At 56.0% G+C, this 15,803-nt stretch carries 11 protein-coding genes; 9 read left to right on the plus strand and 2 right to left on the minus strand.

What is annotated here, in order from left to right:
- Positions 1-67: 67 nt before the first annotated feature.
- A complete protein-coding gene (locus tag ACOTWU_RS06475) occupies positions 68-1,213 on the plus strand; it encodes a glycerate kinase (protein ID WP_040118044.1) in 1,146 nt (381 codons plus the stop codon).
- 50 nt (positions 1,214-1,263) lie between these two features.
- On the opposite strand, the gene barA is transcribed toward ACOTWU_RS06475, so the two are convergent.
- Positions 1,264-4,023, minus strand: coding sequence for a two-component sensor histidine kinase BarA (barA, locus tag ACOTWU_RS06480; protein ID WP_003862726.1), 2,760 nt, complete (start codon positions 4,021-4,023; stop codon positions 1,264-1,266).
- A 57-nt stretch (positions 4,024-4,080) separates the two neighbouring features.
- On the opposite strand from barA, the gene rlmD reads away from it, so the two are divergent.
- The 5 genes from rlmD (at position 4,081) to eno (ending at position 11,763) form a co-directional block, all read left to right on the plus strand.
- Complete coding sequence (gene rlmD / locus ACOTWU_RS06485; protein WP_126498806.1) at positions 4,081-5,379, plus strand: 23S rRNA (uracil(1939)-C(5))-methyltransferase RlmD; 1,299 nt, start codon at positions 4,081-4,083, stop codon at positions 5,377-5,379.
- Positions 5,380-5,430: 51 nt separating this feature from the next.
- Positions 5,431-7,662, plus strand: a complete 2,232-nt coding sequence (gene relA, locus ACOTWU_RS06490; RefSeq protein WP_003862722.1) for a GTP diphosphokinase — start codon at positions 5,431-5,433, stop codon at positions 7,660-7,662.
- Positions 7,663-7,729: 67 nt separating this feature from the next.
- The gene (gene mazG / locus ACOTWU_RS06495) at positions 7,730-8,521 is read left to right on the plus strand and encodes a nucleoside triphosphate pyrophosphohydrolase (protein WP_126498807.1); all 792 of its coding nucleotides are present in this window, start codon (positions 7,730-7,732) and stop codon (positions 8,519-8,521) included.
- Positions 8,522-8,744: 223 nt separating this feature from the next.
- Complete coding sequence (gene pyrG / locus ACOTWU_RS06500) at positions 8,745-10,382, plus strand: glutamine hydrolyzing CTP synthase (RefSeq protein ID WP_003862718.1); 1,638 nt, start codon at positions 8,745-8,747, stop codon at positions 10,380-10,382.
- An 82-nt stretch (positions 10,383-10,464) separates the two neighbouring features.
- A complete protein-coding gene (gene eno, locus ACOTWU_RS06505) occupies positions 10,465-11,763 on the plus strand; it encodes a phosphopyruvate hydratase (RefSeq protein ID WP_006811784.1) in 1,299 nt (432 codons plus the stop codon).
- A gap of 52 nt (positions 11,764-11,815) precedes the next feature.
- On the opposite strand, the gene ACOTWU_RS06510 is transcribed toward eno, so the two are convergent.
- Positions 11,816-12,640: a MurR/RpiR family transcriptional regulator gene (locus tag ACOTWU_RS06510; RefSeq protein ID WP_015571725.1), complete on the minus strand. Its 825-nt coding sequence runs from the start codon at positions 12,638-12,640 to the stop codon at positions 11,816-11,818.
- A 167-nt stretch (positions 12,641-12,807) separates the two neighbouring features.
- Here ACOTWU_RS06510 and ACOTWU_RS06515 point away from each other — a divergent pair, with 167 nt between their 5' ends.
- Genes ACOTWU_RS06515 through queE form a run of 3 tightly spaced genes read left to right on the plus strand, consistent with a single transcriptional unit; the run spans position 12,808 to position 15,800 of the window.
- Positions 12,808-14,367: a maltose/glucose-specific PTS transporter subunit IIC gene (locus ACOTWU_RS06515; RefSeq protein WP_015571724.1), complete on the plus strand. Its 1,560-nt coding sequence runs from the start codon at positions 12,808-12,810 to the stop codon at positions 14,365-14,367.
- Entirely contained in the window at positions 14,367-15,074 is a 708-nt protein-coding gene (locus tag ACOTWU_RS06520; protein WP_015571723.1) for an N-acetylmannosamine-6-phosphate 2-epimerase, read from the plus strand. The genes ACOTWU_RS06515 and ACOTWU_RS06520 overlap by 1 nt, the downstream gene beginning before the upstream one ends.
- Positions 15,075-15,128: 54 nt before the next feature.
- Positions 15,129-15,800, plus strand: a complete 672-nt coding sequence (gene queE, locus ACOTWU_RS06525) for a 7-carboxy-7-deazaguanine synthase QueE (protein ID WP_015571722.1) — start codon at positions 15,129-15,131, stop codon at positions 15,798-15,800.
- Positions 15,801-15,803 lie beyond the last annotated feature (3 nt).

Here is a 15,803-nt window from a genome sequence, read left to right on the forward strand (position 1 = left end):
ACCGCTCCCATGGGTGGTCCCTTACGTGGTGTATGCTTAACGTAACTAACATGCGTAAGGATGGCTTATGAAAATTGTTATCGCTCCGGACTCGTATAAGGAAAGCTTGAGCGCGCTGGAGGTGGCGACAGCGATAGAGGTCGGTTTTCGCGACATTTTCCCGTCAGCGGACTATGTCAAATTACCGGTTGCCGATGGTGGCGAAGGGACGGTGGAAGCGATGGTGGCAGCCACGCATGGGCGTCTTGTCCATGTTCCCATTACCGGGCCTTTGGGTGAACGCGTGGAAGGGTTTTTCGGGTTATCCGGAGACGGGAAAAGCGCCTTTATCGAGATGGCGGCAGCGAGCGGTCTGGAGCTTGTTGCTCCGGCAAAGCGTAACCCGTTAATCACCACCTCCTGGGGAACCGGGGAACTGATCCGTCATGCGCTGGATGCGGGCGTTAAGCATATCATTATTGGCATTGGAGGCAGCGCGACCAATGACGGTGGCGCAGGCATGGTGCAGGCGCTGGGCGTAAAACTGCTGGATGCGAAAGCGCAGCCCGTAGGGCCGGGCGGCGGCGAACTGGCAAGCCTTGCGCATATCGATCTTAGCGGGCTGGATAAGCGGCTGGCAGACTGTCGAATTGAAGTGGCCTGCGATGTGACCAACCCCCTGATCGGCGAAGCTGGCGCTTCTGCGGTATTTGGTCCGCAGAAAGGGGCGACGCCGGAGATGGTCAGGACGCTGGACAACGCGCTGGCGCATTACGCAAAAATTATCGCCCGGGATCTGGATATTGACGTCTTAAACCTGGCGGGCGGCGGTGCGGCTGGCGGAATGGGGGCGGCGCTGTATGCATTTTGCGGCGCACAGCTCCGTCAGGGGATTGAGATTGTCACCGATGCCCTGCATCTTGATGAACAGGTCGCGGACGCCGATCTGGTGATCACGGGCGAAGGGCGTATCGACAGCCAGACGATCCACGGCAAAGTGCCCGTTGGCGTGGCGAGAGTCGCGAAACGCTATAACAAGCCGGTTATCGGCATTGCCGGCAGCCTGACGGCGGATGTTGGCGTGGTGCATGAGCATGGACTGGATGCCGTATTCAGCGTGATCTACACCATCTGCTCGCTGGAGGATGCGCTGGAAAATGCGCAACAGAATGTACAGATGGCCGCAAGGAATATTGCGGCGGTGATAAAGATGGGGCAGGGGATGTCGCGTTAACGTTCGTGCTCCTGTAGGCCCGGTAAGCGAAGCGCCACCGGGCTTTGGTCTTAGCTCCCCAACACCTTCATTGCTTCCCGCGTCACGTTGTCCATCTCGTCCAGCAGCTCCAGGAACTCCGGTTCGAGATCGGATTCTGGCGTACCCGCGCGGAGCTGCTGTTCAAGCAACTGGCAGAGATTTTTCAACCGCGGTACGCCGCTGTAGCCGCAGCTGCCATGCAGTTTATGAATGGCTTCCAGCAGTCCTTCGGGGTTTTCACCCACCAGCTGTTCTTCAACCTTGTTACGGATCTCAGGCAGGAAGTCCACCAGCATTTGCAGCATATCGCGGGCCAGATCGGGTTTGCCCGCCGCCTGGCGCAGCGCCAGTTGCCAGTCAAACGTGGCATTCTGGTTAACGCTGATCTCCGGCGATTCAGCTGTAATGGTGTATGTCCCGCCAATGTGCCCCGGCTTGTAGCGCAGCAGCAGGCTGTGCAGCTTCTCTTCGTCGATCGGTTTCGCCAGATAATCGTTCATGCCCGCACCCAGCAGTTTCTCCTTTTGCCCCGCCATCGCGTGCGCCGTCACGGCAATCACCGGCGTCTGCTGCTGGTGCGGAAGCTGGCGAATCAACTCGCAGGCGCGGATGCCATCCATGCCCGGCATCTGAATATCCATCAGGATCAGGTCGAACTGCATCTGTTTGGCTTGTTCCACGGCTTCGGCGCCGCTGGTACACAGCTCAACATGCTGAACCTGATCCTCAAGCAGCACGCCAATCAGCTTCAGGTTCGCCGGGTTATCGTCCACGGCCATCACCGTCATCGGCAGCTTATGTTCGTCGTTTTCCAGCGGCAGGGACTGATGCGTCAGACGGCAATATTCGGTCAGCGCAGGTAACAGCCGTGTGGCGGTGAGGGGTTTCAGCAGACACGCCGCCGCTCCGTCGTTTTTCAGCTCTTCGGCGTTGATTTGGGCGTGGCACGGCAGCGCCAGCAGCAGGTAGTCCGTCATTGAGGCCGCCTTCGCCAGGCGTTCCTGCTGCATGGTCAGTTCTCCGGTAAACGTCACCGGAATCCCCAACAACAGGATATCGTAATGATCGTTAGCCAGCGCGGAGAAGGTCGGGCTGTAGATGACCTCCAGCGGCGTGCTGCTTAATACATCCAGCGTACACTGCGCCGCCGCGGCGTTCGGTTCCACATAGGCCAGACGCATCCCTTTCAGGCAGCCGGTGACCGGGCCGTCGGTCTGCACGTTCGGGTTAAGATCAAGGTTGATATGGAACCAGAAGGTTGAGCCCCGGTTAGGCTGGCTGTGGAAGGAGATATCGCCTCCCATCTCTTTCACCAGCTTTTGGGTGATCACCAGCCCCAGGCCCGTTCCGCCGTGACGACGGGAAATGCTCGCATCGGCCTGGCGGAAAGCCTGGAACAGACGCGTCTGATCGCGCTCGGGAATACCGATGCCGGTATCCCGGATCTGCACTTCAATCTGGACTTTGTTATTACTGAGCGCCCTTTTTTCGACCAGAATGTCGATGTTGCCGCTCTCGGTGAACTTAATCGCGTTGCCCACCAGATTGGTAATGACCTGTTGCAGGCGCAGCGGGTCGCCAATGACGTTATCCGGCACATCATTTTTAATATTGAGCGTCAGTTCCAGACCCTTATCATGCGATGAGTGGGCAAGAAGCGTGACCACGTCATCCAGCGTGCTGCGCAGCGGGAAGGGAATACTCTCCAGAATCAGCTTGCCCGCTTCCAGCTTCGAGAAGTCCAGTACGTCGTTAATAATGGTCAGCAGGTTGTTGGCTGAGCGTTCAATGGTATGCAGATGGTCACGCTGGGTCGGGTTCAGCTCGCTTTTGAGCGTCAGACGGGTGAAGCCAATCACCCCGTTCAGCGGCGTGCGCAGCTCGTGCGACATGTTCGCCAGGAACTCAGACTTAATACGTGCCGCCTCCTGCGCACGTTTTTTCGCCAGATCCAGCTCCACGTTCTGGATCTCCATCTGCTCCAGCGTTTCGCGCAGGTCAGAGGTGGCCTGGTCAACGTTGTGCTGCATCTCTTCGTGATAAGCCGCCAGCGACATCGCCATTGAGTTGATGCCATTTTTCAGCATATCCAGCTCGCCGAGCATAAAGCCTTCCACGCGGCTGTCGAGCTGACCCCGGCGGATCCGGTCAACGGTATTCACCATGTTGCGGATAGGCCCCGTGACGTCGCGCATCAGTCGCCAGCCGAAGATCAGCGCGATGCCGATACAGAACAGCATCATCACGCCGGAGATGAATATTTCTTTGTACTGCTGGAGCCGTACCGACTTAAGATCCAGCTCCAGCGCCACATATCCCAGCATATTATTGCTGGACTTCGCATCGGACTGGGCGGATTCATCGGGTGAATAGCTTTCGGAGATAATCGGCGTGCGCAGGATCATGATATCGCCGCGCCGCAACACCGTAAGGTGACGCGGGAAGGGGGTACCATCCGGGATTTTCAGCGACGTGGGATCCAGATGGAAATTCGAGGTGACGAACAGACGGTTATGCTCATCGTAAACGGAAATGGCGCGCACAATCTCTGAATGACGGCGGTGCAGCACGCTGATTAACTGACCAATGGATTCACGGTTTTGCAGGTTCATACCGTACTCGCTGGAGACGGCCAGCGGTTCGATAATGCTGGCCCCGGCATCTTCAAGTTGTCTCTGCAAATCGTTATAGCGATGCACCACAAAGAAAATGCTCAGCAGCAAACCGATGAGAACGGTAGGAGCGAGGATCAAAATCATCATGCGCGCGCGCAGGCTGTAGTTGGTCATGGAGTTCCGTTATGGGACAATCAGGCTAATTATGTTTATTTGAGAACAATCTCGGCGATGGCGCAATTCTACTCTGCAAAACGACGCGTGACGACGCGTCAGATCATAACTGTTGAAGCCACGGACCTCGATCCTTTTGGACAGGGGGTGGCGCGTCACAAGGGTAAGACACTGTTTATCGCAGGTTTGCTGCCAGGAGAACGCGCAGATATTACGCTGACGGAAGAAAAACGTCAGTATGCGCGCGGTCAGGTCAAGCGCCGTCTTAATGATAGCCCGGAGCGCGTGATGCCTCGCTGCCCCCATTTTGGCGTCTGCGGTGGCTGCCAGCAACAGCATGCCAGCACAGAATTACAGCAAAAAAGTAAAAGCAGCGCGCTGGCCCGCCTGGTCGGACACGACGTGAATGACATCATTGCCGATCGGCCCTGGGGCTACCGTCGCCGCGCTCGCCTGAGCCTCAGCTACCAGTCCAAAACCGAGCGGCTGGAGATGGGTTTTCGCAAAGCCGGCTCCAGCGATATCGTCTCTGTCACGCAGTGCCCTGTTTTGGTGCCCCATCTTGAGGCGTTGCTCCCGGACGTGCACCACTGTCTTGCATCGCTGGATGGCGTGCGTTCGCTGGGCCATGTCGAACTGGTGCTGGCCAACAGTGGCCCGCTGATGGTACTGCGCCACACCGCGCCGCTGTCAAAGGCGGATCGCGAAAAACTGGAACGCTTTTCGCATTCTCATGAGCTTGCGCTTTTCCTCGCGCCGCAAAGCGAGATACTTGAGCAGGTCAGCGGAGAAGCGCCCTGGTATGCGTCAGACGGGCTACGCTTAACGTTCAGCCCGCGGGATTTTATCCAGGTTAACGACGGCGTGAACCAGCAGATGGTGGCGAACGCGCTGGCGTGGCTGGACGTACAGCCCACTGACCGGGTGCTCGATCTGTTCTGCGGTATGGGGAACTTTACCCTGCCGCTGGCCCGCAAAGCAGCAAGCGTGGTCGGGGTGGAAGGCGTTGAGGCGCTGGTGGTGAAAGGCCAGGAAAACGCCCAACAGAACGGCTTGCAAAATGTGACATTCTTTCATCAAAATCTTGAGGATGATGTTACTCAGCAACCGTGGGCTAAGCAGGGCTTTGATAAGATCCTGCTCGACCCGGCGCGCGCAGGTGCGCCGGGCGTGATGCAGCATATAATTAAACTCGCGCCTGAACGCGTGGTCTATGTTTCCTGTAACCCGGCGACGCTTGCCCGTGACAGCGAAGCATTATTGAGCGGGGGTTACCAGATTCGACGTCTGGCAATGCTGGACATGTTCCCGCACACTGGTCATCTGGAATCGATGGTGTTGTTCGAGCACATCTAATGAGTTTGGCTTGTCGACTTCGACAGGCCCTTGTCCCTAAAGGAGAGGACGATGGTTGCGGTAAGAAGTGCACATTTAAATAAAGCTGGTGAGTTTGACCCTCAAAAATGGATCGCAAGTCTGGGGATTTCCAGCCAGCAGTCGTGTGAACGCTTAACCGAAACCTGGGCCTATTGTTTACGCACAACGCAGGGGCATCCGGACGCTGAACTGCTGTTGTGGCGCGGCGTGGAGATGGTTGAAATTCTCTCCATGCTGAACATGGATATCGAAACGCTACAGGCCGCACTGCTGTTCCCCCTGGCGGACGCCGACGTGGTGACGGAAGACGTCCTGCGTGAAAGCGTCGGCCAGTCCGTCGTGGCGCTTATCCACGGCGTGCGTGACATGGCAGCCATTCGTCAGCTTAAAGCCGCGCAAACGGACTCTGTCTCTTCCGAGCAGGTGGATAACGTCCGTCGCATGCTGCTGGCGATGGTAGATGATTTCCGCTGCGTGGTGATCAAGCTGGCCGAACGGGTTGCCCATCTGCGTGAAGTGAAGGATGCGCCGGAAGACGAGCGCGTCCTGGCCGCTAAAGAGTGTACGAATATCTATGCGCCGCTGGCGAACCGTCTCGGTATCGGGCAACTGAAGTGGGAGCTGGAAGATTACTGCTTCCGCTATCTGCATCCGGCGGAATACAAACGCATTGCAAAATTGCTGCACGAACGCCGCATTGACCGCGAGCACTATATCGAGGAATTTGTCAGCGGGCTGCGCCAGTCGATGAAAGAGGAGAATGTGCGCGCCGAGGTCTACGGGCGTCCAAAGCACATCTACAGCATCTGGCGCAAAATGCAGAAGAAACATCTCGCCTTTGACGAGCTGTTTGACGTGCGCGCCGTACGTATCGTGGCAGAGCGTCTCCAGGACTGCTATGCCGCGCTGGGGATAGTGCATACTCACTTCCGCCATCTGCCGGATGAGTTCGATGACTACGTCGCCAATCCCAAACCAAACGGCTATCAGTCTATTCATACCGTGGTGCTCGGCCCTGGCGGCAAAACGGTGGAAATTCAGATCCGTACCAAACAGATGCACGAAGACGCCGAGCTGGGCGTGGCGGCGCACTGGAAATACAAAGAGGGTACCTCCGGCGGCGGTCGCTCCGGTCACGAGGACCGTATCGCCTGGCTGCGTAAGCTGATTGCGTGGCAGGAAGAGATGGCCGACTCCGGCGAAATGCTCGACGAAGTGCGCAGTCAGGTCTTCGACGATCGCGTCTACGTCTTTACCCCGAAAGGGGATGTTGTTGATTTGCCGGCAGGCTCCACGCCGCTCGATTTCGCCTACCACATCCACAGCGATGTGGGGCACCGTTGCATCGGGGCGAAGATCGGCGGACGTATCGTACCGTTTACCTACCAGCTCCAGATGGGCGATCAGATTGAAATCATCACCCAGAAGCAGCCAAACCCAAGCCGCGACTGGCTGAATCCGAACCTCGGTTACGTTACCACCAGCCGTGGGCGCTCTAAAATCCACGCCTGGTTCCGCAAGCAGGATCGTGACAAGAACATCCTTGCCGGTCGTCAGATCCTGGACGACGAGCTGGAACATATCGGGATAAGCCTGAAAGAGGCGGAGAAGTTCCTGCTGCCACGCTACAACTTCAACGAGCTCGACGAACTGTTAGCGGCGATTGGTGGCGGCGATATCCGCCTGAACCAGATGGTGAACTTCCTGCAAGCGCAGTTCAACAAGCCAAGCGCAGCGGAGCAGGATGCGGCGGCGCTGAAACAGCTCCAGCAGAAAACCTACGCTCCGCAGCAGCGCAGCAAGGACAATGGCCGCGTGGTGGTTGAAGGGGTGGGTAACCTCATGCACCATATTGCCCGCTGCTGCCAGCCGATCCCGGGAGACGATATTGTCGGCTTTATCACCCAGGGGCGTGGGATCTCGATTCACCGCTCCGACTGCGATCAGCTTGCAGAGCTGCAATCGCATGCGCCGGAACGTATCGTGGAAGCCGTCTGGGGGGAGAGCTACTCGGCGGGTTACTCGCTGGTGGTGCGCGTCACTGCCAACGACCGCAGCGGCCTGCTGCGCGACATCACCACCATTCTCGCCAACGAGAAGGTCAACGTGCTGGGCGTTGCCAGCCGCAGCGATACCCGCGAGCAGCTTGCCACCATCGATATGACTATCGAAATCTATAACCTTCAGGTGCTGGGCCGCGTACTCGGCAAACTGAATCAGGTGCCGGATGTGATTGACGCGCGTCGTCTGCACGGCGGCTAAACATCCTCTTCTGTAGGCCGGGTAAGGCAACGCCGCCACCCGGCTCAGGCATTTAATGGAATCTGTTATGACTCAAATCGACCGCCTGCTTGGCATCATGAAACGCCTGCGCGACCCGGAAAACGGCTGCCCGTGGGATAAAGAGCAGACTTTCGCCACCATTGCGCCTTACACGCTGGAAGAGACCTACGAAGTGCTGGACGCGATTTCGCGCGAAGATTTCGACGACCTGCGCGGTGAGCTGGGCGACCTGCTGTTCCAGGTTGTGTTCTACGCGCAGATGGCGCAGGAAGAGGGGCGCTTTAACTTTGACGATATCTGCGCCGCTATCAGCGACAAGCTGGAGCGTCGTCATCCGCATATTTTTGGCGATGCCTCCGCAGGCAACAGTGCGGAAGTGCTGGCGCGCTGGGAGCAGATAAAAAGCGCCGAACGCGCTGAAAAATCCCAGCACTCGGCGCTGGACGACATTCCCCTGAACCTTCCCGCGCTGATGCGCGCGCACAAAATTCAAAAGCGCTGCTCGGCGGTAGGGTTTGACTGGAACTCTCTCGGCCCGGTGCTGGAAAAAGTGCACGAAGAGATCGACGAAGTGATGCATGAAGCGCAGCAGGCCGTTGTGGATGAAGCAAAGCTGGAAGAGGAGATGGGCGATCTGCTGTTTGCGACCGTCAACCTTTCGCGCCACCTCGGTGTAAAAGCGGAAACCGCCCTGCAAAAAGCGAACATTAAATTCGAGCGACGCTTTCGCGAAGTTGAGCGGATTGTGGCCTCGCGCGGTCTGGAAATGAGCGGGATTGACCTCGACGCGATGGAAGAAGTCTGGCATGAAGTAAAACGCCAGGAACATGATCTCTAACGAGATTTTGCGATCAAGCGCAATTTGTGTGATTTTTTAAATGACAAGCGCTTGATTTGCGTCAAAAACATTTACCCAAAAGGGGCTATTTTCTCACTCCTTATGTTTGTCATGGCCTGGAGTGGAGACGGAGAATGAAAGTTTGTGGCGCTCGTCGTGTTCGGGTATACTACTTTCCCGTCCTGGTTATTCCATCGTTTCACCCTAACTTCTCAGGTTCAGCATGACAACGAACTATATTTTTGTGACCGGCGGGGTCGTATCCTCTCTGGGTAAAGGCATTGCCGCAGCCTCCCTCGCAGCCATTCTTGAAGCCCGTGGCCTCAATGTGACCATGATGAAACTGGATCCGTACATCAACGTCGATCCTGGCACCATGAGCCCAACCCAACACGGGGAAGTGTTCGTTACTGAAGACGGCGCTGAAACCGATCTGGATCTTGGCCACTACGAGCGTTTCATCCGTACCAAAATGACCCGTCGTAACAACTTTACGACTGGCCGTATCTACTCTGACGTTCTGCGTAAAGAGCGCCGTGGTGACTACCTGGGCGCGACCGTGCAGGTCATCCCACACATCACTAACGCCATTAAAGAGCGTGTCCTTGCCGGTGGCGAAGGGCATGACGTTGTGCTGGTTGAAATCGGCGGTACCGTAGGGGATATCGAATCCCTGCCGTTCCTCGAAGCGATTCGTCAGCTGGCGGTAGATATTGGTCGTGAGCACGCGCTGTTCATGCACCTGACGCTGGTGCCTTACATGGCGGCGGCAGGTGAAGTGAAAACCAAACCGACTCAGCACTCTGTTAAAGAGCTGCTCTCCATCGGTATTCAGCCTGACATCCTGGTTTGCCGTTCCGATCGCGCGATTCCGGCAAACGAACGCGCGAAAATTGCATTGTTCTGTAACGTGCCTGAAAAAGCCGTTATTTCAATGAAAGATGTCGATTCCATTTATAAAATCCCGGGCCTGTTGAAATCACAGGGTCTGGACGATTATATTTGTAAACGATTCAGCTTGAACTGTCCGGAAGCTAACCTGTCTGAATGGGAGCAGGTGATTTACGAAGAAGCCAATCCGGGCGGCGAAGTGACTATCGGTATGGTCGGCAAGTACATCGAACTGCCAGATGCCTATAAGTCAGTTATCGAAGCGCTGAAACACGGTGGTCTGAAGAATCGCGTCTCTGTGAACATCAAGCTGATTGATTCACAGGATGTGGAGACGCGCGGCGTTGAAATTCTTAAAGATCTGGATGCTATCCTCATCCCTGGCGGCTTCGGCTACCGTGGTGTTGAAGGCAAGATCGCCACTGCACGCTATGCGCGTGAAAACAATATTCCATACCTCGGTATCTGCCTGGGTATGCAGGTTGCGCTGATTGAATTTGCGCGCAACGTAGCGGGAATGGAAAACGCGAACTCTACGGAATTTGTGCCAGACTGTAAGTACCCTGTTGTGGCGCTGATTACGGAATGGCGCGACGAAGACGGTAACGTCGAAGTCCGTACCGAGAAGAGCGATCTGGGTGGCACCATGCGTCTTGGCGCACAGGCCTGCCAGCTGTCCGACGATAGCGTGGTACGCAAGCTGTACGGCGAGCCGGTCATCACCGAGCGCCATCGTCACCGCTATGAAGTCAACAACATGTTGTTGAAACAAATTGAAGCTGCGGGTCTGCGTGTTGCGGGCCGTTCCGGGGATGATCAGTTAGTCGAGATCATCGAAGTGCCTAACCATCCGTGGTTCGTGGCCTGCCAATTCCACCCGGAATTTACTTCTACGCCGCGTGACGGGCATCCGCTGTTTGCAGGCTTCGTGAAAGCCGCCAGCGAGTACCAGAAGCGTCAGGCGAAGTAAAAAAAGTTAGAACGGCAACGCGTACCTTTGGTACGCGTTGTTTGTCTGGAGTTTTAGTTTAACTTGTACTGAGGAAAATCTAATGTCCAAAATCGTTAAAGTCATCGGTCGTGAAATCATCGACTCCCGTGGTAACCCGACCGTTGAAGCTGAAGTTCATCTGGAAGGTGGTTTCGTCGGTATGGCAGCGGCTCCATCAGGTGCTTCTACAGGTTCCCGCGAAGCGCTGGAACTGCGTGATGGCGACAAATCCCGTTTCATGGGCAAAGGCGTACTGAAAGCGGTTGGCGCTGTTAACGGTCCTATTGCTCAGGCTATCGTTGGCAAAGATGCTAAAGATCAGGCTGGCATCGACAAGATCATGATCGATCTGGACGGTACTGAAAACAAATCTAACTTCGGTGCGAACGCAATCCTGGCCGTTTCCCTGGCGAACGCCAAAGCGGCAGCGGCAGCTAAAGGCATGCCACTGTTCGAGCACATCGCTGAACTGAACGGCACCCCAGGCAAATACTCCATGCCTGTACCAATGATGAACATCATCAACGGTGGTGAGCACGCAGACAACAACGTTGATATTCAGGAATTCATGATTCAGCCAGTTGGCGCGAAAACCCTGAAAGAAGCGGTACGTATGGGTTCTGAAGTGTTCCACAACCTGGCTAAAGTTCTGAAAGCTAAAGGCATGAACACGGCTGTTGGTGACGAAGGCGGCTACGCGCCAAACCTGGGTTCTAACGCAGAAGCACTGGCTGTTATCGCTGAAGCAGTTAAAGCAGCAGGCTACGAGCTGGGCAAAGACATCACCCTGGCGATGGACTGCGCAGCATCTGAATTCTACAAAGACGGTAAATACGTTCTGGCCGGCGAAGGCAACAAAGCGTTCACCTCTGAAGAGTTCACCCACTTCCTGGAAGACCTGACCAAACAGTACCCAATCGTTTCTATCGAAGACGGTCTGGACGAGTCTGACTGGGATGGTTTCGCATACCAGACCAAAGTACTGGGCGACAAAATCCAGCTGGTTGGTGACGATCTGTTCGTAACCAACACCAAGATCCTGAAAGAAGGCATCGAGAAAGGCATCGTTAACTCCATCCTGATCAAATTCAACCAGATCGGTTCTCTGACCGAAACGCTGGCTGCGATCAAAATGGCGAAAGACGCTGGCTACACCGCGGTTATCTCTCACCGTTCTGGCGAAACTGAAGACGCTACCATCGCTGACCTGGCTGTTGGTACCGCTGCTGGCCAGATCAAAACCGGTTCTATGAGCCGTTCTGACCGTGTTGCTAAATACAACCAGCTGATTCGTATCGAAGAAGCGCTGGGCGAAAAAGCACCTTACAACGGTCGTAAAGAGATCAAAGGCCAGGCATAAGCCTGAACCTTCGTTCTTATGAAAAAACCCGCTTCGGCGGGTTTTTTGTTTTCTATAGCAGAAGCGGCAACGTGGCGCTTGCCGTTTGCTGGCTAACGTCACCGTAATGGCTGTCTACTGCAATAAGGGAAGTGGTTAGCAGTTCAACCAGTAGCATCACACCAACCTTGGCGTTGAGCGCACCCGCGCTCAGCGGTCCCTCGGGTTTGGCTGCAACCAGCTGTAAATCGCTCAGGGAGGCCAGCGGGCTGCGAGGCGTATTGCTGAGTGCCAGTACCTTAACGCCCCTCTTGCGGGCGAGTTTCACCACGTGAAGCAGATCCCGTGTAGAGCCGGAACTTGAGATGGCCACCACCAGCGTCTCTTTCGAGAGCGTCGTCGCATTCATGGCGGCGCGATGCATATCGCTAAACAGCTGTGCAGGTTTGCCGAGTCGCAGCAGCTTGTAATGCAAATACTCCCCCAGAATCGCGCTGGCCGCCACTCCGTAAATTTGCACTGACTGCGCCTGATGCAGGGCCAGTGTCGCCTGTTCAAGCTGGGCCCGGTCGAGGAGTTTTGCGGTATCTTGCAGCGCCTGGACAGACTCATCCACCACGTTATCTATTGCATCTCCTGCCTGACGCTCCGGCAAACCCTGCTGAATATCCAGCGCAAGCGCCATTTTAAATTCGTTATATCCCTTACAGCCCAGCGTGCGGCAAAGGCGTGTGACGCTGGCCTCGCTGGTGCCGCTTTCACGCGCCAGCTCGGTGATCGTCAGGTAGAGCACCCTGGCAGGATCGTTGAGGACAAACTCCCCCAGTTTTTGTTGCGTTGGGCTGTACCCGGAAGCCTCCTGGCGTAGCTTCAGCAGCAGGTTTTCATGGTCCGACATGCTAGATCCTTAATGCGTTTCTCTGCCAACTAGTGTGGCGGAAAGCGGGGGAGAGATGCCAGTCATTTCGAAAAAGTATGATCGGTGCCCTGGTTTTTGGTGGTAATTTTCACAATTAAAAATATATATGGTAAAAATTTTCATCAATAACCAGGGGGGATAAAAAAATGATGCAAATGTTCAGCGGAGCGTCTTCCGGCGGATGGTTTGAAAAAGCGCAGCGCTTCGGCAAATCCTTTATGTTACCCATCGCCATACTGCCCGCAGCAGGTCTGTTGCTGGGGATCGGCGGGGCGCTATCGAATCCGAATACGCTTACCGCGTATCCATTTTTAGACGTTGGCTGGCTACAGGCCATCTTTACCATCATGAGCAGCGCAGGCTCGATTGTGTTTGCAAACCTGTCGGTACTGTTTGCTGTTGGGGTCGCCGTTGGGCTGGCAAAAAATGATAAAGGCACGGCAGGGCTGGCGGCGTTACTCGCTTATCTGGTGATGAATGCCACTATCAATGCGCTGCTGATCCTGACCGGAAAACTGGCGCATGAGAACCCGGGCGCCGTAGGGCAGGGCATGACGCTGGGTATTCAGACGCTTGAAACGGGCGTGTTTGGCGGGGTAGTTATTGGGCTGGTGACCTGCGCACTGCATCATCGGTTTAATAAAATCGCGCTTCCGCAATTCCTGGGCTTTTTTGGCGGCTCACGCTTCGTTCCCATTATCAGCTCACTGGCGGCGATACTCGTCGGCGCGCTGATGACCGTGGTCTGGCCGAATTTTCAGAAGCTGATCTTTGGCCTCGGCGGGCTGGTGGATGCCACCGGCTATCTGGGGACGTTGCTGTACGGCTTCATCCTGCGCATGCTTGGCCCGTTTGGTTTGCACCACATCTTCTATCTTCCGTTCTGGACCACCGCGCTTGGCGGCAGTGAAATTGTTAACGGTCACCTGGTTGAGGGCACGCAGCGGATCTTCTTCGCCCAGCTCGCCGACCCGAACACGCAGCATTTCTATGAGGGCACGTCGCGCTTCATGTCCGGGCGCTTTATTACCATGATGTTTGGTCTGCTCGGCGCCTGCCTTGCGATGTACCACACGGCCAGGCCGGAGAACAAAAAGCGGGTTGCCGGGCTGCTGCTCTCTGCGGCGTTAACCTCATTCCTGACGGGAATTACCGAGCCCATAGAGTTCTCATTCCTGTTTATTGCCCCGGTGCTGTACGTCATTCATGCGCTGTTTGACGGGCTGGCGTTCATGCTCGCGCACATGCTGCACATCACCATCGGACAAACATTCTCCGGCGGGTTTATTGATTTCGTGCTGTTCGGCATTTTGCAGGGGGAAGCGAAAACTAACTGGATGTTCGTCCCGCTGGTGGGCGTACCGTGGTTCTTCCTTTACTACTGTACCTTCCGCTATCTGATCAAACGTTTTGATTTTGCCACGCCGGGCCGTGAAAAGGAGGCGTTGGCTGACGAGGCTACCCTGCCGCAAAGCGAGCGCGCCGCGGCGGTGATCGCCGGGCTGGGAGGAAAAGACAATCTGGATGACGTTGACTGCTGCGCCACGCGCCTTCGCGTCACGGTGAAAGACGGTAGCAAAGTCAATGAATCTGCACTGAAAGCGACCGGCGCCCGCGGCGTAATCGTCCGCGGCAACGGTGTCCAGGTCATCTATGGACCGCACGTCACCATTATCAAAAACGAAGTAGAAGAGATCTTATCGTAATGAAAACTGTACTGGATAACCTGAAAGGAAAACTGGTCGTCTCCTGCCAGGCGCTGGAAAACGAACCGCTGCACAGCCCGTTTATTATGTCGCGAATGGCGCTGGCGGCGGCCCAGGGCGGTGCCGCTGCGATCCGCGCCAATAGCGTGGTGGATATTGAGGCTATCAAAGGGCTGGTCTCACTGCCGGTAATCGGCATCATCAAACGAGACTATCCGGACAGCGAGGTGTTCATCACCGCAACGCTCAAAGAAGTGGATGAGTTGATGGCGGTCGGCCCGGAGATCGTTGCGCTGGATGCGACCGCCCGGAAACGGCCCGGTGGCGGATCGCTGGACATGCTGATCGCGCAGATCCGCACCCGTTACCCTTCGCTGCTGCTGATGGCGGATATTGCCACCGTGCAGGAGGCCGTGACCGCGCAGGCGCTGGGGTTTGATTGCGTCGGAACCACCCTTTACGGTTATACGGCGGAGACTGCGGGCCATTCGCTACCGGAAAATGACTGCGCGTTTTTGAAAGAGGTGCTGTCTGCCGTCACGATCCCCGTGATTGCTGAAGGTAACGTGGATACGCCTGAACGCGCGGCCAGGTGTCTGACGCTGGGGGCGCACACGGTTGTCGTCGGCGGGGCGATCACCCGACCACAGCAAATTACGGAACGGTTTATGGCGGCAATTGGCGCGCAAAGCACCGATGGAGCATGATCATCTGACGGGGATCTGCGATACTTATCGTTTATCCCCTTAACAGAGTTGACTATGCAGTACCCGATTAACGAGATGTTCCAGACCCTGCAAGGCGAGGGTTACTTTACCGGCGTTCCCGCTATCTTTATTCGTTTACAGGGATGCCCGGTTGGCTGCGCCTGGTGTGATACCAAACATACGTGGGATAAGCTCGCAGATCGGGAAGTGTCGCTGTTCAGCATTCTGGCGAAAACCAAAGAGAGCGATAAATGGGGCGCGGGCAGCGCGGAAGATCTGCTTGCCATTATTAGTCGTCAGGGCTGGACGGCGCGGCATGTGGTGATCACCGGCGGGGAACCCTGCATTCACGATCTGATGCCGCTCACCGAACTGCTCGAGAAGAACGGCTATAGCTGTCAGATCGAAACCAGCGGCACCCATGAAGTGCGCTGCTCCCATTCAACGTGGGTTACGGTTTCACCAAAAGTGAATATGCGCGGCGGGTATGACGTACTGTCGCAGGCGCTTGAGCGTGCTGATGAGATCAAACATCCGGTGGGGCGCGTGCGTGACATCGAAGCGCTGGATGAACTGCTGGCGACGCTGACGGACGAAAAGCAGCGCGTGATCGCGCTACAGCCTATCAGCCAGAAAGACGATGCGACCCGTCTGTGCATTGAAACCTGTATCGCCCGCAACTGGCGGCTGTCGATGCAGACGCACAAATATCTGAACATTGCCTGATAC

Source organism: Enterobacter cloacae complex sp. GYL001 (genome assembly GCF_049237125.1).
GTDB lineage: Bacteria > Pseudomonadota > Gammaproteobacteria > Enterobacterales > Enterobacteriaceae > Enterobacter > Enterobacter hormaechei_C.